Below are 24,713 nucleotides of genomic sequence, written 5' to 3'. Positions count from 1 at the left end.
GCGCGATTCGGCCGCCTGCAAATGGGGTTACGGGACGCCTGGCCTGGGCGTAAGCGCGTCCCGACCCGTCACCGCGGCTGATTCCGGCAGGGCGGGCGCCCCGGGCGCGCCGTCCGGGTTCGGACCCTATCCCCCGAATAGTCTTATCAACAGGCTGTGGACAAGTTTTCGGGCACATCATGATCCGGAGGACATGGCTGGGCGAGCGAGGCAGAACGTGCGCGGAGGGTGCACACCCTTGCACACCCCCGCACAACGGAAGGAACCGGGCTCATGGCCACATTCGCGGAAGGCTCACCCTGCTGGGTCGACGCCTCCCTGCCGGACGTGGAAGCCGGCAAGCGCTTCTACGGTGAGCTCTTCGGGTGGACCTTCTCCGACAGTGCGGGAGCCGAGTACGGCCACTACACCCAGGCCTACAGCCGCGGCCGCAACGTCGCCGCCCTCGCCCCCAAGCCCGACGGCCGCATGCCGACCGTCTGGGGGATCTACCTCTACACCACCGACGCGTACGCCTGCGCCCAGCGCATCCGCGCCGCCGGCGGCCAGATGGTCATGGACCCGATGCCGGTCGGCCCCTACGGGACCGCCGCGATGGCCGCCGACCCCGGCGGGGCCGTCTTCGGCCTGTGGCAGCCCGGCACCCACCACGGCTTCGACGCCCAGAACGAGCCCTACACGTACTGCTGGAGCGAGGTCTACACCCGCGCCCGCGACGCCGTGGACGTCTTCTACGCCAAGGTCTTCGGCTACGTCCCCGAGGACCAGAACGACGCCGGCATCGAGTACCGCGTCTGGTCCCCGCCCGGCAAGGCGCCCGGCTCGGAGACCGCCGTCCTGGGGCGCAGCCTCATCACCGACGCCTTCCCCGAGATCATGCCCGCGCACTTCCTGGCGTACTTCGCCGTCCCGGACTGCGACCAGTCCGTCGCGATGGTGCAGCGCCTCGGCGGCCGGGTCACCGCCGACCCCTTCGACACCCCGTACGGGCGCATCGCGGTGGTCGCGGACAACCAGGGCGCGGTCTTCGGGCTGCTCTCGGAACCGCGGACTAGGACGGGCGGCTAGCCGGCCCCCGGCCCCGGCCCCCGCCCGGTTCCGTACGGGCTGAGGGCTACGGGTTCACGGCGAGGTCGTCCGGGCGGCTCTCGGCGTTGAGGTGCTTGCCGTCCGCGTCGCGGTAGCGGGCGATCCAGGTGCCGGTGCCGTCGGCGGTGAAATCGTGGACGAAGCCGCCGTTCGCGGCGGTCTTCGCATGGCCCTTGTAGACGTAGTCCTGGCTGCCGGTGGGCTGGAAGTAGAACAGCACCAGCTGTCCGCCGTAGGCCTTCGCCGGGGTCCCGTGCCGGAGGGTGCCCTTGACGGAGAAGGCCTGGCCCGTGCGCAGCGGCTCCGGCGCCGCGTTGAACTTCGTGAACTCCGTCGCCGTCCGGGTCAGCCGGACCGGCTCGGTGACGGAGCCCTGCATGCGCGGCGCGGCGGCGTACCGGAGCCGCCAGTAGCCGTCCGCCTCGCCCGGCAGCGCCAGGTCGAACCGGTCGGTGGCGAAGTCCACGGTGAACACGTTGCGCGTCGTCCAGCTCCTCTTGCCGTCGGCCGAGTACTGCACCTCGACAAGGGTGGGCGTCTGACTGAGGGGCTTGTGGGCGAGGCCCCCGGTGAACGTCACGCCCGCGGAGCCGATCGTGGCCTCGACGTCCGTGAAGTAGCCGGCCTCGACGACCTCGGCCTCCGTGTCGGCGATCGCGTACTGCAGCCACGGGGACCTGCCGCCCGCCCACGTGGTCTTCACCGGGCGGTCGTGGACCATCCTCAGCTGCCGCTCGAAGCGGCCGTCCGCCGTCGTCCTGGGCTCCCCGGTGAGGTCCGCGAGCATCGGCGTGCCCTCGGGGACGGGCCCCCGCGTCCCGTCCCCGGCGATCCTGACGGCCCGGCCCGTGATCGTGGCGATCGAGCCGGAGCGGGTCGTGATCTTCCGGGATCCGGGGTCGAGGAGGATCTCGGCCTTCTGGCGGACCGCGCGTGCGGTGTCGCTGCGCCCCCCGGCGCTCACGTCCGCGGTTTCCAGGACGTCGACGCGCACCTCGGTGTGGTTCTCCGTACCCCGGAAGGCGAACGGGGAGGACAGGTGGCCCTGCGCGTCCGTGGTCGCCTCCTGCGAGGTGCGCTCGCCGGAGAGGCGGACCTTGGTGTTGCCCAGCGGGGCGCTCGCCCCGGTCCGCGGGTCGAAGGTGGTCACGTCCGCCGACACGGTGGTCTTGAGGTTGTCGAGGGACACCCCGTCCACCACGTCGACCTTGGTGACCACCGCACGCAGCCGGTAGTCGAAGTCCCCGCAGACGACGGGCTCGGCTTCCGAGCCGACTTCGAGCGTGTAGATCCCCAGGGCGGCAGGCTTGAGCGGCTCCGAGACCAGCTGGAAGCCGAGGAGGACGCCGTCCGGGTCGGTCACCTTGCGGAACGTGCCGACCGAGGCGACGCGCAGTCCCGTCTTCCTGTCCCGCAGGTGGACGACGAGGCCGTCGGGCACGCCCGTCCCGTCCGACGCGCTGGAGACGACGAGGGACCCGTCCTGCCGGGCGGACATCTCCGGCGGACAGGGAGCGGACGCGGCCTGCGCCGGTACGGCCTGCGCCGGCCCCGTGACGGACGAGGCCTGCGCCGTTCCCCGTACGACGGCGGCCTGCGCCGCCCCCGGTATGGCCTGCGCGCCCTCCGCCACGGCCAGGCCCCCGAGCACGGTTGTGGCGACGACGATGGCTGAAGTCAAACGGTGACGCACGGATCCCCCCGGACAATGACGAGCTGAACGGGGGGCTAGACCCACGACACCCCCCATGGGTTGTACGGCGTCCTCGCAGTCGCGTACGCGGCCACCCGCCGTGCCGGGGCCGGACCAGGCGCGGGCCTGACAGAATCGGGGGTGCGCGACCCGGGCGGCCCCCGGGGGTGAGACGCTGCTCGGGGCAGGCCCGCGGCGGCTCGTGCGCATCCGGTGACGTGACGGCGATGACGGCGATGCCACCGGCGGACGGCTGAAAGAGCGGGGCCCGTGAGGGACCCCGTACGGGGATGGGTGTGGAGGCGAGTGGTGGAGCAGCTGACGCAGCACGACCCGAGACGGATCGGCCCCTTCGAGGTGCTGGGACGGCTCGGCGCCGGCGGCATGGGGCTGGTCTATCTCGCCCGGTCGGCGTCCGGACGCCGGGTGGCGATCAAGACGGTGCGCACCGAGCTCGCCGAGGACCAGCTCTTCCGCGTCCGCTTCACCCGTGAAGTGGAGGCGGCGCGGGCCGTGTCCGGCTTCTACACCGCGGCCGTCGTGGACGCCGACCCGCGCGCGGCCGTGCCGTGGCTGGCCACCGCGTACGTACCGGCGCCCTCCCTGGAGGAGATCGTCCACGAGTGCGGGCCCATGCCCGCCCAGGCCGTACGGTGGCTCGCCGCCGGCATCGCCGAGGCGCTGCAGTCCATCCACGGGGCGGGCCTGGTCCACCGCGACCTGAAGCCCTCCAACGTGCTCGTCGTCGAGGACGGCCCGCGCGTGATCGACTTCGGCATCGCCAGCGGGGTCTCCAACACCCGCCTGACCATGACGAACGTCGCCGTCGGCACCCCCGCGTACATGTCGCCGGAGCAGGCCAAGGACTCGCGCAGCGTCAAGGGCGCCAGCGACGTGTTCTCGCTCGGCTCCACGCTGGTCTTCGCCGCCACCGGGCACCCGCCGTACCACGGGGCGAACCCGGTGGAGACGGTCTTCATGCTGCTGCGCGAGGGCCCCAACCTGGAGGGGCTCCCCGACGAGCTCCGCCCGCTGATCGACTCCTGCATGCAGATGGACGCCACGCAGCGGCCGACCCCGGCCGACCTGCAGGCGCAGCTCGCCCCGCACCTCTTCGAGGGCGGCGACGAGAGCGGTACCGCCTCGGCGTGGCTGCCCGAGCGGGCCGTCGCGATGATCGAGGCCCGGCGGGCCGGCCACCGCAACGCCGCGGCCGCCGCACATGCCGCGGCGGCCGCCGTGCCCAGGCCCGCGCTTCCCCGGGCCGGCGTCTCCGCACCGATCGAGAGTGCCGGTCCCGCGTCCGGGCGCGCCTCCGGTCCCGCGTCCGGTCCCGCGTCCGGTCCTGCCACGCACCGCCGCCCGCGCGGCGGAGCCGACCCCTGGACCGACCCGCGGACCGGCCAGGCGGTCCCGCAGCGGCCCGAGCACCCTCCGATGGCGCCCTCGGGCGAGCCTGTGCGGCTCGGCGGTTCCCCGGTGCCGATCGGCCCGGGCCCGCAGGCCTCCGCCTCGGCGCCGGCTGCCCACGCCGCCTCCGCCGCGGACTCGGCGACCGGCTGGATCCGGCCGCCCGCCGGCATCCCGGTGGCGGGCTCCGCGCCCTCGGTCGTCGTACCGAGCCCAGGCCCGGCCCCCGACAGCGGCCGCTGGCGGCCCTGGCGGTTCCGGATGTCGAACGAGGTCTGGGGCACCCCGACCGTCGCCGGCGACCTGCTCTACGTCACCTCCTTCGAGGTGCACGCCCTGGACGTGGCCAGCGGCCGCCGCCAGTTCAAGACCCGCGACGTCGCCTGGTCCATGGCCGTCTCCGACGGGCGCATCCACGCCTCCGACGGCCCCTCCCTCTACGCCCTGGACGCCACCGACGGCTCCGAGCGGTGGCGGCTGTCCGCCGATGCCTGGGTGTACGCCGTGCGCGCCGACCGGGGCACCGTCGTCACCGCCACGCGCGGAGGCGGCGTACAGGCCTGGGAGTCGTCCAGCGGGCAGAAGCTGTGGGAACTGACCGGCGCGCAGAGCGACTTCGAGACCGCCGAGGCGGCCCCCGTGCTGCACGACGGCACGGTCTACGTGTGGCAGGACGCCCGGCTGCGCGCCCTGGACGCCCGCTCCGGCCGCGAGTCCTGGTCGTACCCGGTCGGCGACGCCGCTTCCTGCGGGAACGTGCCCGTACGGGTCACTCCCGCCCCCGACGGCAACGTCTACGTCGCCGCGGGCACCCGGGTGATCTCCGTCGACCGGGCTTCGGGCCGGGTGCGCTGGCACTTCGAGGCGCCCGCCGTGTTCCTCGCGCCCCCGGCCTACGCCCCCGGCGCGGCCGTCACGGGCGGCGGGGTCTACCTCGCGGACTACCTGGGCACCGTCTACGCCCTGGACGCGGCCAACGGCAAGGACCGCTGGCGCATCGCCACGGAGCCCCGGCAGGCCGCCGACCCGGTCCTCGTCGCCGCGGGCAACGTCCACCTGGCCGCGGGCAGCGCCGTGTACACGCTCGACGCGGTCACCGGCACCCCGAAGTGGCGGTTCGCGGCGGGCGGCGAGATCACCGGTTCCCCGGCGGTCGCGGACGGCCGGGTCCACTTCGGATCGGCCGACCACTGCCTCTACACCCTCGACGCGGCGGGTGGCCAGCTCCGCTGGAAACTGGCCACCGGCGGGGAGATCAGCGGAGCCCCGGTGGCCGAGGCGGGCGTGGTCTACGCGTGCAGCAAGGACCGCTGCGTCTACGCGCTGGACGCCGCCAAGGGCACGGGAACCCGTACGTCCGGCTGACGCGGCTCGGCCGCCGCCTGAGCTGCGGCTGAGCCATCCGGGGGCCCGGTCGCGGCCCCCTCGGGGTCGCGCACCGCACGAGGAGTGACAGGATGGACCCCATGAGCAACGTATTCTTCGACATCAAGATCGACGGCGCCGACGCCGGTCGCATCGTCTTCAACCTCTTCGACGAGGTCGTCCCGAAGACCGCCCAGAACTTCCGCGAGCTGTGCACCGGCCAGAACGGCTTCGGCTACGCCGGCTCCGGCTTCCACCGCGTCATCCCGCAGTTCATGCTGCAGGGCGGTGACTTCACCAACCACAACGGCACGGGCGGCAAGAGCATCTACGGCGAGAAGTTCGCCGACGAGAACTTCACCCTGAAGCACGACCGCCCGTACCTGCTGTCGATGGCGAACGCCGGCAAGAACACCAACGGCTCGCAGTTCTTCATCACCACCGTCGTCACCTCCTGGCTCGACGGCAAGCACGTCGTCTTCGGCGAGGTCGTCGAGGGCAAGGAGATCGTCGACAAGATCGAGAAGCTCGGCACCGCCTCGGGCTCCACGAAGAGCAAGATCGAGATCGCGGCGTCCGGCGTCGTCGAGGCCTGATCCCCACCTCGCCCGCAACGGCTGGCCGGCCCCGCCCCCTCAGGGGGACGGGGCCGCCGTCATGTCAGGGGGCCGGGGCCGCCGGATGGGCGGCGGACGGCCGGGGCTCTACGTGTGGTCCTGCGGCGGGGTCGGCCAGGGCGACGGGGCCGGGGGGTGGGCCGGGTCCTCGACGGGAGCCGGTGTCGGGTCCGGCTCAGGCTCCGGCTCCGGAGCGGGCCGGTCGCGGCGGCGGGGGCGGCCGCTCATCACGGCCGCCGCGAGGATGAGCAGGGCGCCCGCGCCGAAGGCGTTGGCGAGGCCGTCGCCGAGTCCCGTGCCGTCGCCGCCGACGGAGAGGCTGCCCGCGGCCTGGCCCTGGCGGACCATCCAGAGCACGGCGAAGCCGAGGACGACGACGCCGGAGAAGGCCATGAGCAGCCGGGAGCGCAGCACGATCGCGACCAGCGCCAGCAGGGCGGCGAAGAGGAACGGCAGTAGGAGGGAGCCCAGCAGGGCGGCCTTGGTGTCGGTGATCCCGGCGGCGGTGAAGAGTTCCTGGATGCGGTAGTCGCGTCCGTGACGGCCGTCGTACCAGGCGCGGAAGGGGCTCCAGACGGCGGCCGTCGCTCCGATCAGACCCAGGATCGAGCCGAGTACGTTGCGGATCATGCCCGGCCCTCCGGGGGAGTGGGTCTGGATCTCGATCCCGACGCTACGCCCGCCCCCGGAGCCCCGCACGCGGAGGTCTACGCCGCGCGGAGGTCTACGACACGGGGAGTCCTACGCCGCGCGGAACCCTACGAGGGGAGCGCCGGGGGGAACACCCGCACCACCGGTGCGCCGGCCAGCAGGGCCGCCGTGCGGGACAGGGCCCCCGTCAGGTGAGGGGAGGCCAGGTGGGCTTCCCAGGACGCGGCGTCCGCCCACTCCTCCAGGACGACCCAGGTCCCCGGAGCGGTCGGGTCCTCGTACGCGCGGTAGGAGACGTTGCCCGCTTCGGCCCGGGTCGGCGCGACCAGCGACAGGGCCTGTGCGCGCACCTCCGCCTCCAGACCGGGCCGGGCCTGGAGGCGGGCGATGGCCGTGATGACGCCGGCGGTGTCGGAGGCGGTGGTGGTGGCCGTGGTCTCGCTGGTCATGGTGTGTCCCCCCGGGGAGCGATCGTGGCTCTTGGCGGCCACCGTACCGGTGCGCCTTGCGCCTCCTGATAGCGTGCCGCGGGTTGTTCAACGGGGAGAGGTTCAGGTCATGGTGGTCACGGGGCGGCGCGTCAGGGTCACGGCGGTACTGGTGGGCGTGGTGCTCGCGCTGACGGGGTTCTCGTCGACGGGCAAGAGCGGCAAGAGCAAGAGCAAGAGCAGCGGGGGCGGGTGCTCCAGCTCCAAGAGCAAGTCGAAGTCGAAGACGAAGAGCTACGGCAGCACGGGCGGGAACGGGAGCGGGAGCGGCAGTGGCTCCTCGGCCACGGCCACGCCCACCGAGTCCCGGCCGCTCGCGCACGCCGTGGTCGTCACCTGCGCCGGCCCGTCCGCGGCGAAGGCCACCGTCAAGGTCACCTCCGACGCGACGGCCGCGCACACCTTCCGCGTCCCGCTGGTCTTCGAAGGCACGCGCGGCGGCCGGGTCGACACCGCCTCCGTGGACCTCACGCTCAAGGCGGGCGAGAGCCGGACGGTCGACATGCCGATGACGAGCGCGGCCAAGGCGGGCGAGGTCCTCAGTTGCATCGTGGGCCGCGTCCAGACCCTCTCGACCGCGTCGCCCACCCCGACGTCGACCTCCACCTCCGGGACCACGGGGTCCACCACCGGCGGCAAGACCACGAGCACGCCGAAGCCCAGGTCCACCAAGAAGACCCGCTGAGCGGCGGCGGGGGTCCGCGAAAGCGTCCCCCGCCCGCCCTCCCCCCTCAGCGGATCCGGGGCTCCGGTCCCGTCCCGCCGCGCCGGCCGGCGAACAGCTCCGCCTGCCGCTCGGGCGGCAGGTTCCCCAGTGCCACCAGGCCCGGAGCCTGCGCCAGCGCCTGCTGGAGGGTGGCCTGCTTCGCCGCCCACAGGGACCGTACGGTGCCCTGCACGGCCTCCGTCGGGAAGCCGGCCAGCGTCTCGGCCGCCCGCAGGGCCGCCGGGAGCAGCGCCTCGGGCTCCGCCAGCTCCGAGACCAGGCCGATCTCGTACGCCCGCCGCGCGGAGAGCCGTTCCGCCGTGCCCATCAGGGACATCCGGGCGGCCTCGCCGAAGGGCATGCGCTGCGCCATGTAGATCGCCTCGTAGGCGCTGACCATCCCGTAGCTGGTGTGCGGGTCGAAGTAGGTCGCGGAGGCGGAGGAGATGATGAACTCCGACTCGCCCAGCAGGTAGAACGCCCCGCCGCAGGCCATGCCGTTGACGGCGGCGACCACCGGCTTCCACAGGTCGTTGGCCTTCGGCCCGATGGCGACGAGCGGGTCGTCCACCGAGTACGGCGAGGAGGGCTGCGGCACCTCCACGCCCCGGTCGATGCCCGTGCAGAAGGCCGCCTGCCCGGCGCCCGTCAGCACGATCGCCCGCACCTCGTCCTCGTAGCGCAACTCCCGCCACACCCGCCCCAGTTCGGCGGCCGTCGCCAGGTCGATCGCGTTGTGCTTGCGCTCTCGGTCCAGGGTGACGACCGCGACCCCGGTGGTCTTGTCCCGCTCCACGCGCAGGCCAGGGGTCCCGTCGGCCGTCACGACTTCTCCAGTACCCAGCGCGGCACCGGCGTCCCGCCCGTCTCGGTGAACACCACCTGGACCCGTGCGCCGATGCGCAGCCGCGCCGGGTCCATGGAGTCCAGCGGGGCGTCGGCGGAGGTGACGAGGTTGCCGACGAGGCGGATCTGCGGGGCGTCGGCCAGCTCCACGAGGATCACGTTGTACGGGGCCTGCGCGGCGTACGCGGGCAGCAGCGGCGGGTGCGGCCGTACGTACGACCAGATCCGGCCCCGGCCGCTCATCAGGCGCCATTCGGAGTCGAAGGACCGGCAGTGCGGGCAGCAGGGGCGGGGCGGGAAGCGCAGTTTCCCGCAGGTGGGCGCCGCGCAGGCCTGGACGCGGAGTTCGCCCTGGGCCGCGTACTCCCAGAAGGGGGCGCCGTCCTCGTCGGGGACGGGGAGGAGGAGCTCGTCCGCGGGAGTCGCGGGCGTCGCGGGAGTCGCGGGTGTCGGTGGCGTCGCGGGCGTGGTGGTGGTCATCGTCTTGTTCAGCTCCTCGGGTCCTCAGGCGCGCAGCAGGATGGCGGACGTCGGGACACCCTCGCCCGCGGTCACCAGGCAGGTCGCGGCGTCGGGCACCTGGGCGGTGGAGATGCCGCGGAGCTGCTTGACGCCCTCGTTGATCAGGTTGAAGCCGTGCACGTAGGCCTCGCTGAGGCCGCCGCCGCCGGTGTTGATGGGGAGCCGGCCGCCGATCTCCAGGGCGCCGCCCTCGGTGAAGGAGGCGCCTTCGCCGCGCCCGCAGAAGCCGTAGCCCTCCAGGGAGAGCGGGATCAGGGGGGTGAAGGCGTCGTAGATCTGGGCGACGTCCACGTCCTGGGGCCCGAAGTCGGCCTGCTTCCACAGGTGTCGGGCGGCGGTCCAGGCGGGGCCGGACAGCGGGTCGTCGTTCCAGTAGTTGACCATGCCGTGGTGCTGGGAGGGCAGGCCCTGGGCGACGGAGTGGACGTAGACGGGCTTCTGCCGGCAGTCGCGGGCGCGCTCGGCGCTCACGATGACGCAGGCCAGTGCGCCGTCGGTCTCCAGGCAGTTGTCGAAGAGGCAGAGCGGGTCGCTGATCATCCGGGCGGTCATGTACATCTCGCGGGTCAGCGGGCGCTCGTACATCATCGCGGCCGGGTTCTCGTTGGCCCGGTTGCGGCAGGCCATCGCGACGTTGAAGAGGTGGTCGCGGGTGGCGCCGTACTCGTGCATGTAGCGGCGGGCCAGCATGCCGATCTCGTCGGCGGGGCGCAGCAGGCCGAAGGGGCGCGTCCACTGGCCGGGGGTGGGGAGCTGGACGGCCGTGTTCTTCCACGGCCGCGGCCCCGAGCCGCGCTTGCGCGAGCGCCAGGCCACGCCGACGCTCGCCTGGCCGGTGGCGACGGCGGCGGCCAGGTGGCCGACGGTGGCGCAGGAGCCGCCGCCGCCGTAGCCGATCTTGGAGAAGAAGGTGACGTCGCCGGCGCCGATGGCTTTGGCGACCTCGACCTCGTCGGTCTCCTCCATCGTGTAGGAGGAGAAGGCGTCGACCTCGGACGGGTCTATGCCCGCGTCGTCGAGCGCCGCGAGAATGGCCCGGCAGGCCAACTCCTTTTCGGACTGCGGCAGTTGTTTGGCAAAGGCGGTCTGCCCGATGCCGACTATCGCCGTAGCGTCCTTGAGCGTTGCCGCCATCGCCACCTCCGGGGTGCACCAGTACTGACAGCCGCGAAGGCTACAGCTAATCTGACGGATAGTCAGCTACTGGTGTTGCAAGGAGGGGCGGACGATGGCCGAGGACGCACACGGGCTCGCCGGCACGACGGGGGCGGGGGCGCCTCCGGCGCCGGGAGCGGGGCGGGGCGGGAGCCCGCGGGCCGGTGCCGCTGCTGCGGGCGCCGATTCCGGGGCCGGGTCTGCGGGCACCGCCGCCGATTCGGGCACCGGGTCCGGGCCCGGGCCCGGGGTCGGGGTCGTGCCCGGCGTTGCCGCCGGGGGGGAGCCGGGGGCCGCGCCTGCCCCCAGGGGCGGTGCCGACGCCGCCCCGGGCTCGGGCGCCGCCCTGGGCTTGGGCGCCACCCTGGGCTTGGGTTCGGCCCCGGGCTTGGGTTCCACCTCGGGCTCCGCTCTGGGGTCACGCTCCGGCCTGGGGTCGGGCTCTGCCCCGGTGTCCGCCTCCGCCCCGGGCTCGGAGCCCGTCTCCGGCTTGGGGTCGGGGTCCACCTTGGGCTCCGCCCCGGCGTCCGGCTCGGCATCCGGGGCCGGTACCGGACCCGCTCAGGGCGCCGGTGGCCCCGCCTCCGCGGCCGCAGCGGCGCCGGCGGGTCCGGCCGCGTCGGCCGCGGCGGGCTTCGCCGAGCCCGCCCACCCCGGGCCGGCGGCCTCGGCCGCCCCCGCCGACCCCGGGCCGGCGCTCGCGTGGGCCAGCATCGGCGGGCTCGTCCGCGATGCCGCCGTGCGCTTTGCCGGCCGTGAGGCCGTCGTCGACGGGCGGGTCCGGATCGACTACGCGCAGCTCGGCGAGCGCGTCGAGCGGGCCGCCGCCGCCTGCATGGCCGCCGGTGTGGAACCGGGGGACCGGGTCGCCGTCTGGGCGCCCAACACCCTCGAATGGATCGTCTCCGCGCTCGGCGCCGTCTCCGCCGGAGCCGTCCTCGTCCCCCTCAACACCCGTTTCAAGGGCTCCGAAGCCGCCTACGTCCTCCAGCGCAGCCGCGCCCGGCTCCTCTTCGTCACCGGCACCTTCCTCGGTACCTCCTACGTCGCCTCCCTGCGCCGTGCCACCGCCGAGGGCGAGGGCTCCGGGCCGCTGCCCGGCCTGCCGCACCTGGAGCAGGTCGTCGTCCTGTCCGAGGACGCCCCCAGCTGCTTCCGCACCTGGAAGGAGTTCCTGACCGGCGGCGATGGCGTATCCGCCGAGGCCGTCCGCGCCCGCACGGACGCGATCCCCGCCACCGCCCCCTCGGACATCATCTTCACCTCGGGCACCACCGGCAGCCCCAAGGGCGCCGTCATCTCCCACGCCCAGTCCCTGCGCTGCTACGAGGTCTGGAGCGAGCTCGCCGGACTGCGCGAGGGCGACCGCTACCTGATCGTGAACCCCTTCTTCCACACCTTCGGCTACAAGGCCGGGATCATCGCCTGCCTGATGCGCGGGGCCACGATGGTCCCCCAACCCGTCTTCAACGTGGACACCGTCCTCGCCAACATCGCCGCCGAGCGGATCTCCGTACTCCCCGGCCCGCCCACCCTGCACCAGTCCCTCCTCGACCACCCCCAGCGCGACCACCACGACCTCTCGGCCCTGCGCCTGGTCGTCACGGGCGCCGCCGTGGTCCCTCTCCAGCTCGTCGAACGGCTCCGCGGCGAGCTGCGCATCGGCACCGTCCTCACCGCGTACGGGCTCTCCGAGGCGAGCGGCATCGTGACGATGTGCCGTCGCGGCGACCCGGCGGAGATCATCGCTTCGACCTCGGGCCGGGCCATCCCCGGGACGGAGGTCAGGATCGTGGACGCGGACGGAGGGCCCCAGCCCACGGGCCGGCCCGGGGAGGTGTGGGTACGCGGCCACAACGTGATGCGCGGCTACTTCGAGGACCCGGCCGAAACCGCCGAGGCCATCACGCCCCAGGGCTGGCTCCGCACCGGGGACGTCGGCGTCCTCGACGCCGCCGGGAACCTGCGCATCACCGACCGGATCAAGGACATGTTCATCGTCGGCGGCTTCAACGCCTACCCCGCCGAGATCGAGCAACTCCTCGGCCTGCACCCCGACATCGCCGACATCGCCGTCGTCGGCATCCCGGATCCGCGCCTGGGTGAGGTCGGCAAGGCCTACGTGGTCCGCCGCCCCGGCGCGGTCCTCACGGCCGACGACCTGATCGCCTGGTCCCGCCGGGAAATGGCCAACTACAAGGTCCCGAGGGAAGTGGAGTTCGTCTCCGAACTCCCGCGCAACGCGAGCGGAAAGGTCCTCAAACGCGAACTCCGCACCCGCTGAAGACGACGGACCCGGACCCCCGGCTGCGGACGGAGCCGGGTCCGCTCCGGTCAGAGCCAGCCGCGCTGCGCCGCGCGCAGGCCCGCTTCGAAGCGGCTTCGCGCGCCGAGCCGTTCCATCAGGGCCGCCATGGACCGGCGGACCGTGCTCAGCGAGACCCCCAGCTGGTGGGCGGCCGCCTGGTCGGTCATGCCCCGGCTCAGAAGCCGCAGCAATTCCCCCTCGGGCGGGGTCAGGCCGGTGCCCTCGTCGCGCGGCCGGTCGCAGCCCAGGGGCAGCGACGCCTCCCAGACCTGCTCGAAGAGCGCGGTCAGCGCGGCGACCGCGCCCGGCAGGCGCAGTACGACGGCCCCCGCCCGGGTGTCGGCCGGGTCCAGGGGCACCAGGGCGTGGGCCCGGTCGACGAGGATCATGCGCAGCGGAAGTGAGGGTACGGTCCGTACGCCGCCGCCGTTGTCGCTCAGCCAGCGGGCGTAGTCGAGGGTCGGCGGGTTTCCGCGGACACTGTCGAGGCAGACCGTGCGGACACCGACGCCGCGCCCGAGTAATCGGGAGTCGTTCTCCCGGGCCGCCTCGATGGCGGGAGCGGACTGGGCGCCGCCCGGCATGAAGGTGCAGATCTCCGACACGGCCTGGTCCGCGATGAGTTCGAGGTGCGCCTGGACGGCGTCGATGCCGACCAGCCGTTCCCCGCCGCCCCCGCCCCCGCCGGTGGCCGGACTCGGGCCGCGGCGCAGGTCGGAGATCAACCGCGACACCGCCTCGTGGGTCTCGGCGATCTCCCGCTGACGCCGGTCCAGATCCTCCTGGTGGCGCCGCAGCATGAGCTGCATCCCGAGCTCCGGGCTGACCGCCCGCCAGGTCCCGGGTACCGCCCGCGACCTGCGCAGCAGCGATGCCTCGGCGAGCCGGTCCAGGGCCTCGCGCACATCCGTCTCCGTGCTTCCGAGGTGCGCGGCGATCTGGTCGACTCCCCAGCCTTCCGGGCGGGTGGCCATCAGCTGGTAGACGGCTTCGGTGGACGGATCGAGCCCGAGCGTGGCGAACAAGATGATCCTCCGTGCGGAGAGGGCAGCGTGGGCCGAGCGTGACAAGCGGGTGCGCCCCTGTCTTGTCGAAATCGGCACGTGGCCGCCGCCGCGCTCGTGACAACAAGCGTTCAGGACAACTTGCTCTCATCCGGTACGTCTTCCGTGAGGTTCCGCCCGCCGACGATGCTTCTGCTGCGAAACGACGAGACATCGACGAGACATCGAAGAGAAAGGGAGTGGCCCGCCATGTTCTTCGCCTTCTTCGGCCTGATCTGGGACTGACGCCCCCGTGTACCTAGCGATGGCGGCGGTGGAACTGACGGCGAGTCCGCAGGCCCCGCACCAGCGTCTCGACCAGCACGTACTGACCGATGTGCTGTGGGCCTGCGCCGAACCGGCGGACAGACCCGAGCACCTGACCGTCCTGGCCGGGGACGGACGGGCCGATCTGGTCCTCTACTCCCTCGCCGACTCCGAGCGAGCGGCCGGCGCCGCTGCCCTGCAAAGCGTTCTGCGCGCCCTCGCCATCTCCCCGATGCTGTCCGGCTGGACGGCCCGGGCAATCCCCCTCGACCTGACCGGCGGCTTCGGCCCGACCGACCCGCCCGGTACGGAAGGGAACACCAGGCCATGATGTGGACGAAGTTTTCGACCGAGCACTTGTCGGGCACCGATCGGTACGACTTCTGGGACGCGATGGTCTCGTCGTCGCTGTTCCGTACCACGGTGGCCTGCGACCACCGCGAGGACTTCGCGGCCGGCTCCGCGGCCCTGGAGCTGGGCGACGTACAGACCTTCGCGCAGTACTACCCGTCGATGAAGGTGTCGAGGTCCCCGCTGCTGGTCCGCCAGCACGATCCCGAAGTGCTGCACCTCTGGCTCACGGTGCGCGGCAGGATCGGGATGACCCAGTCGGGACGGGAGGTGGAGGTCGGCGAGGGCGACCTCCTGTTCTACGACTCCTCGAAGCCGTGGCAGGGCTGGACCGATGCCATGAACCGGCCCGACGTGTCCTCGCTGATCGTGCAAGTGCCGCGCACCGCACTGCCGTTGCACTCGAACACCCTGGACCGTCTCATCCATACGCGCATCCCGGGACGGACGGGCATCGGGGGACTGCTGCGCCGCTACCTGACGGGTCTGATGGACCACGCGCCCGAGTACGAGGCCTGCGACGCACCGCGCCTGGCCCACACCACCCTGGACCTGCTCAGCGCGATGCTCGCCGAAGCCGCCCGAGCCCGGGAAGGGCTGTCTCCCGAGACGCAGCACAACGTGATGCGCATACGGATCAACGAGTTCATCCGGCGGCGCCTGGGCGATCCCGGCCTCTGCCCGGCAACGATCGCGGCGGCCCACCAGATCTCCCTGCGCACCCTGCACCGGTTGTTCCAGCAGCAGGGCACGACCGTGGCGGCCCGGATCCGCCGCGAGCGCCTGGAGCGCTGCCGCGCGGATCTGGCCGATCCGCTGATGAGGTCCCGCAGCATCCACGCCATCGCCGCCGGCTGGGGTTTCACCCGTCCCGCCGACTTCACCCGCGCGTTCCGGGCGGCGTACGGGCTGCCCCCCAGCGACTACCGGCACCTCGCGGGCCGCGCTCCGGCGGACCTGCGCGCCCCACGGCCTGGCACGGATCGCCAACCGGTCGGCACGGGATGCCAACGACTTCCCGAACGCCTCCCCGCAGGCTGATGAGCGGGCGCACACAGCCCTTCACCAGGCCTCGACCAGGCCCGTTCAGGGGAGCAGCAGGATGCAGAAATTCCTTGCCAAGGCAGGAATCACGATGGGCGCACTCGCGCTGGCAGTCGGCAGTGTCACCGCCATGGCATCGACCGCGCAGGCGAAGGGCGCTTCGGTCATCGCGAGCTTCGAGGGCAAGAAGATCGACCTGTCCAAGGGCTGGGGCGCCGCCCAGGCGTGCAACGTGAAGCGTGACGGCATCGCCTGCTTCCGCACCACGGCGGAGAGCGACGCCCAGGCCGCACGCCAGGCCGGCACCGCGAGCACCTTCGGTGCCCAGGGCTACTGCTCCACCCCGCTGCGCCTGTACGAGCACGGCAACTACAACCCCAACGGGGGCAGGGTCCTGTCCTTCTACGACAGCGGCTACTGGCAGAACCTCGGCGACTGGGGCTTCAACGACCAGACCTCCTCCTACCGGACCGGCAGCTGCGCCACCACCTTCGCCGAGCACAACACCGGCGGCGGTGCCCATGCCTACGTCGGCGCGTGGGTGAGCGACCCGGCCATGGGCAGCGGCTGGTGGAACGACAAGGTCAGCTCCATCTGGCTGCACTGACCCGAGTCCGCCGCGTAGCCGAGAGGGGCGCCGCCGTGCCACCGGGCGGCGCCCCTCTTCGGCGCGGCCCGAGCGGGCAGTCTCCCGTCCCGGGCTGGTCCCCCGGCTGGTCCGATCGGTCGGATCTGCCGGTGGGTCGCGCCGGGACGCGCCGGGCGGCGCCGGAGCCGGGGTTATGGATGGTTCATCCGACCATCCATGAGCCCCAACCTCAGGAGCCACCCGATGCGCCCCATGCGCCCCATCACAGCGGCCTGCCTCGGCACGGCCACGCTGGTCACCCTCCTCGCCTGGACCCCCGTCGCGGCGGCCGCGACGGACACCGGTTCCGCTCAGGCCAGGGACAAGGCCCGGATCATCACAGTTACGGCCGAGGTGCAGCAGCTGACCCGCTTCCCCGTCACCGACGGCATCGTCTCGCAGGGCGATCAGGTCGTCGTCCGCTCGGACCTCTTCGACGAGGCGCACAACAAGGTCGGCGAGAGCCACGGCGCCTGCACCACCACCCGGGGCGGCGCCGATGAAGCGGAGCAGTGCGTCGTGACCTACACCCTCCCGGGCGGCCAGCTCACCACGCAGGGGATTTACTTCAACTACCTCGACCAGGGTCCCTTCGACAGCGCGATCACCGGCGGCACCGGGAAGTACGAGAAGGCTCGCGGCTCGGTCCACGCCGACACGATTCGCACGACCCCCAGGGTCGTGAGGCGCTTCACGATCCGCCTCGTCTGACGGACCCCGACGTCCCCCTGACCCCGGAATCCGGCCGCTCGATGCCACGGAGTTCACGCCTGACCAGCGGAATCCCACCGATCAAGTCCGGAAGGACAACGGCTACTTAGGACCTGCAAGGGCTGCAGCCCTTGCAGGTCCCGGGCGTCGGGCTGCGGAAGGCCAGCCCGCAGTCCGTACAGTTCACAAAGGGATCCGGCGGTACGAAGGCGGGCGCGCGGGGCAGCGGCACCAGCGGCGGTGGCAACTGGGCCGCGAGCCGGTGGGCGATCAGCCCGGCCGGATTGCGGAGCCCCTCCGGCAGCCGGGCGGACAACGCGGTGACCAGCGCCTGCACCCCCGCCCCGCGCTCAAGCCAGGCCTCGACCCCACCCGCGAGGTACCGGACGTCGCGCTCCCCGAGCAGCAGCCGCGGATCGGCCCGCCGCAACTCCGCCAGCACCTCACAGGCGACCCGCCGCCGCCCGGGGTCGCCCGGCTTCAGGGGCACGGGCACCCCACTCCCGGGCGCGGCACCCGCCCCGGCCGGACTCTCCGCCTCCGGCCGGGGCGCGGGCTCCGCCGGAGGCTCCGGCTCCACGGTCGCTCCTACGGCTGCCGCCCCTTCCGGCTCCGCCGACTCTGCCGACACGGCGGGCTCCGGGGCAGGCCCGGTCTCCGGCAGCGGCGGCACCGAGGGGCAGCCCCCAACAGGGGTGACGGGTCCGTGGCCGCGACGTGCCGCGACGACAGCGGCAGCCCGGGGATGGTTGAAGGACACCGTACGGGTGACGATCCGCCCACCCGGCAGGGTCTCCAGGGACCGGTCCAGGTACCCGAACGCCACCAGCTCCCGAAGCCCGTTGCCGATCGACTTCTCCCCGAGCGGAAGCTGCTTGACCAGCTCCTTGATGCCGATGGGCGTCCCGGCCGGAAGCGACTGGATGTAGATCCCCAGGATGCGTGCGACCGCCGACATCTCGGGATGCTGGATGAGGTCGTTGCTCACGACGGTGAACCGCCCGGTGAGCCGGACGTTGGCGTGCCGAACCCCGTATGTCGCGCGCGAGGGCGCGGTAAAGTGCACCGAAGCCATGGGGAAGGGTCTACTTCCTCGTTGGTCAGGCCCTCGATCGGGATTGCAGTCCCGGCGGGGGCCGTCTCATGTCTGAGTCTGAGTTGTCGGGGCGAGCATATGCCAGACAACCACCGCGAAATCCACCCCAGTTGGCTGATTCACCCGTGTGAGTGAGAGCCTGCCCGGCGGGAGGCTGGAGGGGTTTGGAAGAGGTTCTTTCTCCAGGTACTCAAGCCAAAAGAAGGCTCGCGCCCCACCGGGACGCGTCCGCACGCGTCCCGGTGGCTCCCGTCTCCAGCACCCAAGTTCGAGCCGTGCAGGAGGGCGTCAGGCTTGGGCTCGAGCAGGCACCTCGCGGGCGAGTAGGAGTGCCACGGCGCCCAGGAGGGAGCCGGTGATGCGGCGTTGCAGGGTGGCCCAGCTCGGGCGTTGCCCGAGGAAGGCGGCGATGGCGCCGGCGGCGATGACGATCAGGGCGTTGACGGTCAGGCTCACCGCGATCTGGACCGACCCGAGCGTCAGGCCCTGCACGGCCGGATGCCCGCGATGGGGGTCGATGAACTGCGGGATCAAGGTCAGGTACATGATCGCGGCCTTGGGGTTGAGCAGGTTCGTCACCAGCCCCATGCGGAAGAGCCGGACCGGGCTGTCACGGGGAATGTCACGGACCTCGAACATGCCTCGCCCGCCGGGGCGTAGGGCCTGCCAGGCGAGGTGGGCCAGATAGAGGACGCCGGCGGCTTTGAAGCCTATGAACAACCAGGGCACGGCGACGAACACGACCGCGAGGCCGAGGTTGCCCATCAGCATGTAGACGACGAAGCCGACGCCGGTGCCGGCCAGGGAGATGAGCCCCGCAGCACGCCCCTGGCTGATGCTGCGCGACACGAGGTAGATCATGTTGGGCCCAGGGGTCAGCACCATGACCAGCGCGGTGAGCGCCATCCCGATGGCGGACGCACCGGACACGGGTGAGGACAACGAGGTGAGGGACATGCCCCCACCCTGATGTAATGCCCTTATGCATCTCAACCCTTACGGAGAGTATGCCGTGCTCCTCGCCCGTTCCCTGGCCGACGACTGGCCCGACACCCGGGCCGGGATCGTCGAGCGGACCCGCGAGTTCGGCATGACGATGCCCTTCCCCGAGCGGCCGGACGACCACGCCCGCTGCCGGGCCGTGCTCGACGACTGGATCCGGGTCGTCGACGCCCGTGACTCGAACGAGCGGGCGGCGATCCTCAACGAGCAGATGGCCACCGCGACTGCGTATCCACGCCTGACCGACCACAACGGCGAGGGCTGGCACCTGCACTATCGCGACGTCGACGACGACCTGGCGCGAGTCCTGCACGCCGTGTTCAGCGTCGGCACCGCCCTGCACCTGACGACGCGCGGCATGCATCGCCTCGGCCGGTGCTCGGCTGACCCCTGCACGAACGTCGTCGTCGACACCTCGCGGAACGGCACCCAGCGGTACTGCTCACCACGCTGCGGCAGCCGGGACGCCGTCCGTCGGCACCGCGCTCGTCAGCGCGAGCGGTGACGACGTCATCGGCCTGGGGAAACGACGTCTTGCAGTGTCTGCGGCATGGGGTAGATGCGCTCCGTGGGAAACAGCCGATGAGCCTTGGTGGCGTGCCCGGTCTGTATCAGTGTCGAGGCTTTGCGGACCTGGGGGGTGAGGTCGGTGAGGCTGACGATCCAGTCGTCGGTGAACGTGCGGATCAGGTGGCGGCCGATGCCGACCTGGATGCTGTAGTGGTTCAGTGCCGCGCCGCGCGGTGAGCGCTCCGGGTCCCACTGGACATGTACGGCTGCCTGGGCCACCGCCGCCGGGTCGGCGGTCGTCAGCACGGCCTGGGACAGGACCTCCTCCCAGCCCTCCCGAGTGATCCGCACCGCGAGAACACGTTCCTGGCCCGGCTTGCGGGCCCAGTTGCTGCGGTGCATCAGCCACATGAACGACGGCTTGATCCACGTCATTCGGTGGAACGAGAACGGCGCCACGAAGCGGCCCGCCTGCAGTGCCGCGTCAGCGATGGCAGGCGAGTACGCCTGATAGACCACGATCGTGCGAGCGTCGTAGTCGGCACGAATCTGATACTGGGGCGTCATGCGCCGCACCCTGCCATCCGGTCCGCCGGCGCGGCGAGCCGATTTTGCCTTTTCCGCTGCCATCGGCGGAACAGGCCTAGAAGAGGCCGGCGTGCATGTGGTTCTCGAGGATCTCGCGAAGCCACGGGCTGCGGACGGCCGGCAAGCGGGCCAGCGTGTGCTGGAAGGTTCCCGAGTCGGCCCGGAACAGGTAAGGGGGGTGAGGCGCGGGCGGGTTGTCACGGAGTACGCCGTCGGGCATGACCCCCGACGCGGGGCGGCGTAGGTCCGGCTCGGGGAAGGCCATCCACCTCCATACCCCGAACGGCAGCGGCACCGGGTGGGCCGATGCGTCCGGGGCGGCCGGGCTCCAGAGCTCTCCCGTCTGCGGGTGCGTCGGCACGAGGATGATGTCGGCGCCCGTGTCGGGGGCGGGCAGTCCCGCTCCGGCCAGGACGGCGCGGCCGGCCGGCTGACCCGCGGGCAGCAGGGCGTCCAGGGCGCGTTGGAACACTTCCGCGATCAGGCCGTGCGGGACGGTCACCGGTCTGCCGTCCGAAGCTGCCAGCAGATGTGCCAGGGCTCGGCCGGCCGCCGCCTCCCACTGCGGGCTCCATGACCACCAGTGGTCCAGCCCGCGCGGTGAGCTCCATCCGGTGACCGGTTCGAACGGGGGCGTGCCTTTCCCCTCCTCCAGCAGTTCCGCCCAGGAGAGCACTGCGGCGGCGTTGCCGTCGTCGACGGGGAGGCGGTGCACGGCATCCGGCGCTAGCCAGACCGCCTGCCAGAGTGAGCAGTCGTCGATCCGGCTCGCCACGGGCAGACCGCACGCCTCGCAGGCCATGTTGGGGCCGTCACCCCGGCCGAGGCCGCAGCAGTAGCCGCCGCCTTCCTCCGGGACGAGCACGGTGCCGCGCGCGTCCCCGGGTGCGATGACGATGCTGCCGGGTGCGCCGTCGGACACGGCGTGGACCGGAGCGTGGATGCCGCGTGCCGCCGCCTCGCCCGGATCGACCTCCTGCCACCTCCGCCACGGCGGCCCCCAGGGTTCCGGTTCCACGGCGAACGTTCCCGACTCCATGAGAACCGGCAGCTGGATCCCGTTCCCGTACTTCTGATGGGCGTGGGCCGGCAGCGCGACTTGGGACAGCGGGACGGTCAGCCCGGCGCCACAGCCGGCACACACGAACACGAACAAATGTCCTCCGCGAGAGCAGCAGAGGAGGCATCGTCGCAGCTCCGCGCCGGCCCGGCCACCGTGTTTCTCGTCAGCCCGTGAAGGATTCCGGGCCGAGGCGGCCCCAGGCCACGAAGGCGGCCAGGAGGACGTAGGCCAGGTCGACTGCCATGTACCTGGGCTCGTGGCGGCGGTAGCGGACGAGGGTCGCCCCCAGCATGAGGAGGACCAGGCCGATCGCGGCCAGGGGGACCAGGATCGGGGCGATGTCCAGGACTGCCGGGAGGATCAGGCCCGTCGCGGCCAGCATCTCCACGGCTCCGATGGCCTTTACTCCTCCGGCGCTGAAGCCCTCGACCCACTTCGCGCCGGCGCCGCTGGCGGCGATCTTCTCCTTCGGAGTGAAAGCCTTGAAGGCGCCGCCGAGCAGGTAGGCGACCGCGAGCAGTCCGGTGACGATCCACAGCGCGATGTTCATGGAGTCCTCAGTCCTTGTGGGGAGGGGAGGGGCCGGTCGGGCGCCGGCTCCGGCCTGTCGGCCGGAGCCTTGTGGCGCACGGGGTCAGTGCTGGAGCTGGCCGGGCTGGTAGTCGCCGGCCGGGGTCTGGACCATGACGTTGCCGCGGTTGAAGGCGTTGATGAGGGCGATCTGGGTCACCAGGGCGGCGAGCTGCTCGTCGTCGAAGTACTTGGCGGCGTTCGCCCAGACCTCGTCGCTGACCCCGCCGGCCGCGTCGGCGATGCGGGTGGCCTCCTCGGTCAGGAGCAGGGCCGCGCGCTCGGCGTCGGTGTACACCGTGGCCTCGCGCCAGGCTGCGACCAGGTTGAGGCGTACCGCGGTCTCGCCGGCCGCCGCCGCGTCCTTGGTGTGCATGTCGATGCATCCGGCGCAGCCGTTGATCTGGCTGGCGCGGAGCATCACCAGTTCGCGGGTCGCGGCCGGCAGGGTCGACTCCCCGAGCGCCTTGCTCGCGGCGATGATGTGCTTCCACGCCTTGACGGCGACCGGGTCGGCGAAGAGGTTCAGGCGAGCTGTCATGGCGGATTCCTTTGCTGTGGGCGGTCGTTCGGTGCGTGTGGCCTTCGTGTTCTTCGTTGTGCTCCCTCTAAGACACGGCAGCCCCGCGCCCTGTGACAGATGGGGATTGTGACCTGGGTCACTAGGCCTGTTCATGATCAATGGATCGGGAGTCGTTGGATAGCCTGCGGAGCGGCGCGCAGTGAATCGGGGGAGGGTTCTCGTGCAGGGAGCAGCGGACTTGTCGGGTGTGGCGGACGCGGCCGGGTACCGGCCGCTGCTGTTCTCCATCGCCTACGGGATGACCGGGTCGGTGGGTGACGCGGAGGACATCGTCCAGGACGCGTTCCTCGGGCTCACCAAGGCCCATCAGGCCGGGACCGAGATAGCCGCCCCCAAGGCGTACCTGACCACGTCGGTGACGCGGCTCGGGATCAACCACCTGAGCTCGGCGCGCGTGCGACGGGAGACGTACGTGGGGGAATGGCTGCCCGAGCCCGTCGTCGTGGACGGCGAACGGCCGGGGCCGGCGGAGCACGCCGAGCTGGCCGACTCCCTGTCGATGGCGTTCCTCGTCCTGCTGGAGACCCTGTCCCCGGTGGAGCGCGCGGTGTTCATGCTCCGCGAGGTGTTCGGGTACGAGTACCCGCAGGTGGCCCGGAGCACCGGCAAGTCCGAGGCGAACTGTCGCCAGATCTTCGCCCGCGCCAGGAAGCGCATCGCCGCCGGCGCTCCGCCGGCCCCGGCTCCGGCCCGGCGGGCGGAGGGTGAGGAGCTCGCCCGTACGTTCTTCGAGGCCGCGGGGGGGGGCGGCGAGTTGGACGCCCTGCTCGACATGCTCGCGCCCGACGTCGTCTACCACGGGGACGGTGGCGGCAAGGCGAGGGCGGTCGCGAAGTCGGTGACCGATCCGCACCGCGTCGGACGGCTGCTCATCGGCGGACTCCGCCGGCTCCGCTCGCTCGGCGCCTCCCTGCGCCCGGCCCTGGTCAACGGCCGGCCGGGCGCCCTGATCGTCGACGCCGAGGGGCGGGTGGCCAGTGTGGTCGAGCTCGACATCGCCGACGGTGTGGTCCGGGCGGTCCACACCGTGTCCAACCCCGACAAGCTCGGCCACCTCGGCCCGGTCTCCGACATCGGCCGCCTGCCGGAGAAGGGGTAGGGGGAGGGGGGAGGAGTAGGAGTAGGAGTAGCGGCTCAGCCCGCCCGGCGCGCCAGTACCAGCCGCCAGCTCGGCGTCCCGTCCGGCCGGCGGCCGAAGTGGTCCAGGGGGAGGGTCTCCACCGTGAAGCCGGCCGCGCGCAGGTCGGTGCGTACGCCGCCCAGCGGGAAGGTGCGGTAGTACATGACGAACGGCGGGCGCCAGACGGCATTGCGCACCCGCATCGCCGCGTCGAAGCCGGACAGGGCCCACCACGCCGGGCGGCTCGGCGGGATCGGGGCGCCGATCGGGAAGGCGAACACGCCGCCGGGTCGCAGGGCCTCGTAGACCCCGGAGAAGACGGCGGGGCGCTCGGCCGGGAGGAAGTGGCCGAAGGCGCCGAAGCTGACCGCCAGGTCGTACGAGTCCCCGAGCGCGGCGGGCAGGGCCCGCGCGTCGGCCCGCAGGAGGTCCACCCGCTCCTCGGGGTGGGCGAGCCCGGCCTCGGCGAGCATGCCCGAGCTCAGGTCCACTCCGGTCACCCGCCCCCGGCACAGCCGCTGCAGCATGCCGAGGCCGGCGCCCGTGCCGCAGCACACGTCGAGTCCGGTGTCGAAGGGGCCCTCGTGGCGGGCGAGCGTCTCCTCGACCGCGTCGAGCATCCGGTCGGGGGTGCGGAAGGGCGTGTGGTCGAACTTCGGGGCCAGCAGGTCGTAGCCCCGCTCGATGGAGGACAGCGCCTGTACGGCCAGTTCGCGGAGGGTCGGGCCCTGGGAGGTGAACACACGATCAGCCTAGTGAGCGAGGGGGCGGGCGGACGGCATTTCGGGCCCTTCGACCCCGGGCAAAACGGGCATCCCGCGGCACACGCACATGCGGCGGCCGCGGTGGTCCCCCTCCTGGCCACCGCGGCCGCCGCATGTGCGTGCACCCCGTTGGTCCCCCCAGACCCCCGGCCCCCGTGGTACGTACTGCGGTACGGCCCGGGCCCCCGTTTCCCCCGTGTGCCCGGGCCGTACGCGTCTGTGAGGCCTACGCCCCCACCTACAGGCCGCCACCGGCCGCGTGGTTGTCCATCGTCACGATGTCCTCGTCCGCGGCGTGGTTGTCGAGCGGCTTGATCTCGACGCCTGCCGCATGGTTGTCCATCGGTTTGACGTCGACATCCGAAAGCTGGTTGTCGAGCGGTCTGGTGTCACCGTCGGTCGGCAGGGCGTTCTCGTTCGTCGTCATCGGATCTCCTGATGGGTGGGTAGGTCCCGTTCGGCGATTCCCCCGCGGACCGCCGAACGGGTCGTCCTCCGGCCGACCCGGGTGCCCCCCGACACT

General features: G+C 72.3%; 26 protein-coding genes. 11 read left to right on the top strand and 15 right to left on the bottom strand.

Annotated features, from left to right (window positions below; all coding sequences use genetic code 11):
- Positions 1–273: 273 nt before the first annotated feature.
- A complete protein-coding gene (locus tag AC3IYI_RS18080; protein WP_489411160.1) occupies positions 274–1,068 on the top strand; it encodes a VOC family protein in 795 nt (264 codons plus the stop codon).
- A gap of 46 nt (positions 1,069–1,114) precedes the next feature.
- Here AC3IYI_RS18080 and AC3IYI_RS18075 read toward each other — a convergent pair whose 3' ends face one another.
- A complete protein-coding gene (locus tag AC3IYI_RS18075) occupies positions 1,115–2,770 on the bottom strand; it encodes a hypothetical protein (RefSeq protein ID WP_489411159.1) in 1,656 nt (551 codons plus the stop codon).
- Between the two features lie 321 nt (positions 2,771–3,091).
- Between AC3IYI_RS18075 and afsK the strand changes: the two genes are divergently transcribed.
- Positions 3,092–5,557, top strand: a complete 2,466-nt coding sequence (gene afsK, locus AC3IYI_RS18070) for a protein serine/threonine kinase AfsK (RefSeq protein WP_489411158.1) — start codon at positions 3,092–3,094, stop codon at positions 5,555–5,557.
- Between the two features lie 101 nt (positions 5,558–5,658).
- Positions 5,659–6,153: a peptidylprolyl isomerase gene (locus AC3IYI_RS18065; protein WP_489411157.1), complete on the top strand. Its 495-nt coding sequence runs from the start codon at positions 5,659–5,661 to the stop codon at positions 6,151–6,153.
- A gap of 108 nt (positions 6,154–6,261) precedes the next feature.
- Here the strand turns inward: AC3IYI_RS18065 and AC3IYI_RS18060 are convergent, their stop codons facing one another.
- Positions 6,262–6,804 (bottom strand): hypothetical protein, encoded by a 543-nt coding sequence (locus tag AC3IYI_RS18060; protein WP_489411156.1) that lies wholly within the window; start codon positions 6,802–6,804, stop codon positions 6,262–6,264.
- Between the two features lie 128 nt (positions 6,805–6,932).
- The gene (locus AC3IYI_RS18055) at positions 6,933–7,274 is read right to left on the bottom strand and encodes a putative quinol monooxygenase (RefSeq protein WP_489411155.1); all 342 of its coding nucleotides are present in this window, start codon (positions 7,272–7,274) and stop codon (positions 6,933–6,935) included.
- Positions 7,275–7,383: 109 nt separating this feature from the next.
- Between AC3IYI_RS18055 and AC3IYI_RS18050 the strand changes: the two genes are divergently transcribed.
- Entirely contained in the window at positions 7,384–7,998 is a 615-nt protein-coding gene (locus AC3IYI_RS18050; RefSeq protein WP_489411154.1) for a hypothetical protein, read from the top strand.
- Positions 7,999–8,044: 46 nt separating this feature from the next.
- Here the strand turns inward: AC3IYI_RS18050 and AC3IYI_RS18045 are convergent, their stop codons facing one another.
- From AC3IYI_RS18045 to AC3IYI_RS18035, 3 genes are read right to left on the bottom strand one after another with little or no spacing between them, the layout of a single operon-like run.
- The gene (locus tag AC3IYI_RS18045; protein ID WP_489411153.1) at positions 8,045–8,845 is read right to left on the bottom strand and encodes an enoyl-CoA hydratase/isomerase family protein; all 801 of its coding nucleotides are present in this window, start codon (positions 8,843–8,845) and stop codon (positions 8,045–8,047) included.
- On the bottom strand, positions 8,842–9,345 hold the full coding sequence (locus tag AC3IYI_RS18040) for a Zn-ribbon domain-containing OB-fold protein (protein ID WP_489411152.1): 504 nt from the start codon (positions 9,343–9,345) through the stop codon (positions 8,842–8,844). Before AC3IYI_RS18040 ends, AC3IYI_RS18045 begins: the two co-directional genes overlap by 4 nt.
- 24 nt (positions 9,346–9,369) lie before the next feature.
- Positions 9,370–10,521, bottom strand: a complete 1,152-nt coding sequence (locus AC3IYI_RS18035; protein WP_243339290.1) for a lipid-transfer protein — start codon at positions 10,519–10,521, stop codon at positions 9,370–9,372.
- Between the two features lie 733 nt (positions 10,522–11,254).
- Between AC3IYI_RS18035 and AC3IYI_RS18030 the strand changes: the two genes are divergently transcribed.
- The gene (locus tag AC3IYI_RS18030) at positions 11,255–12,826 is read left to right on the top strand and encodes a FadD3 family acyl-CoA ligase (RefSeq protein WP_489411572.1); all 1,572 of its coding nucleotides are present in this window, start codon (positions 11,255–11,257) and stop codon (positions 12,824–12,826) included.
- Positions 12,827–12,876: 50 nt separating this feature from the next.
- On the opposite strand, the gene AC3IYI_RS18025 is transcribed toward AC3IYI_RS18030, so the two are convergent.
- Entirely contained in the window at positions 12,877–13,875 is a 999-nt protein-coding gene (locus AC3IYI_RS18025; protein WP_489411151.1) for a helix-turn-helix transcriptional regulator, read from the bottom strand.
- Between the two features lie 271 nt (positions 13,876–14,146).
- On the opposite strand from AC3IYI_RS18025, the gene AC3IYI_RS18020 reads away from it, so the two are divergent.
- From AC3IYI_RS18020 to AC3IYI_RS18005, 4 genes are all read left to right on the top strand, one after another.
- Entirely contained in the window at positions 14,147–14,491 is a 345-nt protein-coding gene (locus AC3IYI_RS18020) for a hypothetical protein (RefSeq protein ID WP_489411150.1), read from the top strand.
- Positions 14,488–15,552 carry an AraC-like ligand-binding domain-containing protein gene (locus tag AC3IYI_RS18015; protein ID WP_489411149.1) on the top strand — a complete coding sequence of 355 codons (1,065 nt, stop codon included), beginning with the start codon at positions 14,488–14,490 and terminating at the stop codon, positions 15,550–15,552. Before AC3IYI_RS18020 ends, AC3IYI_RS18015 begins: the two co-directional genes overlap by 4 nt.
- 61 nt (positions 15,553–15,613) lie before the next feature.
- Complete coding sequence (locus AC3IYI_RS18010) at positions 15,614–16,162, top strand: hypothetical protein (RefSeq protein ID WP_489411148.1); 549 nt, start codon at positions 15,614–15,616, stop codon at positions 16,160–16,162.
- Between the two features lie 234 nt (positions 16,163–16,396).
- Positions 16,397–16,894: an allene oxide cyclase barrel-like domain-containing protein gene (locus AC3IYI_RS18005; RefSeq protein WP_489411147.1), complete on the top strand. Its 498-nt coding sequence runs from the start codon at positions 16,397–16,399 to the stop codon at positions 16,892–16,894.
- A 106-nt stretch (positions 16,895–17,000) separates the two neighbouring features.
- Here the strand turns inward: AC3IYI_RS18005 and AC3IYI_RS18000 are convergent, their stop codons facing one another.
- Both AC3IYI_RS18000 and AC3IYI_RS17995 read right to left on the bottom strand, forming a co-directional pair.
- A complete protein-coding gene (locus AC3IYI_RS18000) occupies positions 17,001–17,969 on the bottom strand; it encodes a helix-turn-helix domain-containing protein (RefSeq protein WP_489411146.1) in 969 nt (322 codons plus the stop codon).
- A 309-nt stretch (positions 17,970–18,278) separates the two neighbouring features.
- On the bottom strand, positions 18,279–18,947 hold the full coding sequence (locus AC3IYI_RS17995) for a LysE family translocator (protein WP_489411145.1): 669 nt from the start codon (positions 18,945–18,947) through the stop codon (positions 18,279–18,281).
- Positions 18,948–18,972: 25 nt separating this feature from the next.
- Between AC3IYI_RS17995 and AC3IYI_RS17990 the strand changes: the two genes are divergently transcribed.
- Entirely contained in the window at positions 18,973–19,497 is a 525-nt protein-coding gene (locus AC3IYI_RS17990) for a CGNR zinc finger domain-containing protein (RefSeq protein ID WP_489411144.1), read from the top strand.
- 5 nt (positions 19,498–19,502) lie between these two features.
- On the opposite strand, the gene AC3IYI_RS17985 is transcribed toward AC3IYI_RS17990, so the two are convergent.
- From AC3IYI_RS17985 to AC3IYI_RS17970, 4 genes are all read right to left on the bottom strand, one after another.
- Positions 19,503–20,069: a DUF4291 domain-containing protein gene (locus AC3IYI_RS17985; protein ID WP_489411143.1), complete on the bottom strand. Its 567-nt coding sequence runs from the start codon at positions 20,067–20,069 to the stop codon at positions 19,503–19,505.
- A gap of 76 nt (positions 20,070–20,145) precedes the next feature.
- Positions 20,146–21,246 carry a hypothetical protein gene (locus tag AC3IYI_RS17980; protein WP_489411142.1) on the bottom strand — a complete coding sequence of 367 codons (1,101 nt, stop codon included), beginning with the start codon at positions 21,244–21,246 and terminating at the stop codon, positions 20,146–20,148.
- Between the two features lie 70 nt (positions 21,247–21,316).
- Positions 21,317–21,703: a DoxX family protein gene (locus AC3IYI_RS17975; RefSeq protein ID WP_489411141.1), complete on the bottom strand. Its 387-nt coding sequence runs from the start codon at positions 21,701–21,703 to the stop codon at positions 21,317–21,319.
- 84 nt (positions 21,704–21,787) lie between these two features.
- Positions 21,788–22,264, bottom strand: a complete 477-nt coding sequence (locus AC3IYI_RS17970; RefSeq protein WP_489411140.1) for a carboxymuconolactone decarboxylase family protein — start codon at positions 22,262–22,264, stop codon at positions 21,788–21,790.
- A 280-nt stretch (positions 22,265–22,544) separates the two neighbouring features.
- Here AC3IYI_RS17970 and sigJ point away from each other — a divergent pair, with 280 nt between their 5' ends.
- Positions 22,545–23,405, top strand: coding sequence for an RNA polymerase sigma factor SigJ (sigJ, locus tag AC3IYI_RS17965; protein ID WP_489411571.1), 861 nt, complete (start codon positions 22,545–22,547; stop codon positions 23,403–23,405).
- A gap of 35 nt (positions 23,406–23,440) precedes the next feature.
- Here the strand turns inward: sigJ and AC3IYI_RS17960 are convergent, their stop codons facing one another.
- Both AC3IYI_RS17960 and AC3IYI_RS17955 read right to left on the bottom strand, forming a co-directional pair.
- The gene (locus AC3IYI_RS17960) at positions 23,441–24,169 is read right to left on the bottom strand and encodes a class I SAM-dependent methyltransferase (RefSeq protein WP_489411139.1); all 729 of its coding nucleotides are present in this window, start codon (positions 24,167–24,169) and stop codon (positions 23,441–23,443) included.
- Between the two features lie 259 nt (positions 24,170–24,428).
- Positions 24,429–24,617 (bottom strand): hypothetical protein, encoded by a 189-nt coding sequence (locus tag AC3IYI_RS17955; protein WP_489411138.1) that lies wholly within the window; start codon positions 24,615–24,617, stop codon positions 24,429–24,431.
- Positions 24,618–24,713 lie beyond the last annotated feature (96 nt).

It is taken from the genome of Streptomyces sp. GL_148 (assembly GCF_057834205.1).
This window is presented reverse-complemented; position numbering and strand designations above follow the sequence as displayed.

Coding starts and splice junctions, on each gene's coding strand:
- AC3IYI_RS18010 (WP_489411148.1), top strand. CDS start 15,614: ATGCAGAAATTCCTTGCCAAGGCAGGAATCACGATGGGCGCACTCGCG.
- AC3IYI_RS18060 (WP_489411156.1), bottom strand. CDS start 6,804: ATGATCCGCAACGTACTCGGCTCGATCCTGGGTCTGATCGGAGCGACG.
- AC3IYI_RS18015 (WP_489411149.1), top strand. CDS start 14,488: ATGATGTGGACGAAGTTTTCGACCGAGCACTTGTCGGGCACCGATCGG.
- AC3IYI_RS18035 (WP_243339290.1), bottom strand. CDS start 10,521: ATGGCGGCAACGCTCAAGGACGCTACGGCGATAGTCGGCATCGGGCAG.
- AC3IYI_RS18040 (WP_489411152.1), bottom strand. CDS start 9,345: ATGACCACCACCACGCCCGCGACGCCACCGACACCCGCGACTCCCGCG.
- AC3IYI_RS18065 (WP_489411157.1), top strand. CDS start 5,659: ATGAGCAACGTATTCTTCGACATCAAGATCGACGGCGCCGACGCCGGT.
- AC3IYI_RS18050 (WP_489411154.1), top strand. CDS start 7,384: ATGGTGGTCACGGGGCGGCGCGTCAGGGTCACGGCGGTACTGGTGGGC.
- sigJ (WP_489411571.1), top strand. CDS start 22,545: ATGACCGGGTCGGTGGGTGACGCGGAGGACATCGTCCAGGACGCGTTC.
- AC3IYI_RS18000 (WP_489411146.1), bottom strand. CDS start 17,969: ATGGCTTCGGTGCACTTTACCGCGCCCTCGCGCGCGACATACGGGGTT.
- AC3IYI_RS17995 (WP_489411145.1), bottom strand. CDS start 18,947: ATGTCCCTCACCTCGTTGTCCTCACCCGTGTCCGGTGCGTCCGCCATC.
- AC3IYI_RS17955 (WP_489411138.1), bottom strand. CDS start 24,617: ATGACGACGAACGAGAACGCCCTGCCGACCGACGGTGACACCAGACCG.
- AC3IYI_RS17990 (WP_489411144.1), top strand. CDS start 18,973: ATGCATCTCAACCCTTACGGAGAGTATGCCGTGCTCCTCGCCCGTTCC.
- AC3IYI_RS17970 (WP_489411140.1), bottom strand. CDS start 22,264: ATGACAGCTCGCCTGAACCTCTTCGCCGACCCGGTCGCCGTCAAGGCG.
- AC3IYI_RS17985 (WP_489411143.1), bottom strand. CDS start 20,069: ATGACGCCCCAGTATCAGATTCGTGCCGACTACGACGCTCGCACGATC.
- AC3IYI_RS18080 (WP_489411160.1), top strand. CDS start 274: ATGGCCACATTCGCGGAAGGCTCACCCTGCTGGGTCGACGCCTCCCTG.
- AC3IYI_RS18055 (WP_489411155.1), bottom strand. CDS start 7,274: ATGACCAGCGAGACCACGGCCACCACCACCGCCTCCGACACCGCCGGC.
- AC3IYI_RS17975 (WP_489411141.1), bottom strand. CDS start 21,703: ATGAACATCGCGCTGTGGATCGTCACCGGACTGCTCGCGGTCGCCTAC.
- AC3IYI_RS18005 (WP_489411147.1), top strand. CDS start 16,397: ATGCGCCCCATCACAGCGGCCTGCCTCGGCACGGCCACGCTGGTCACC.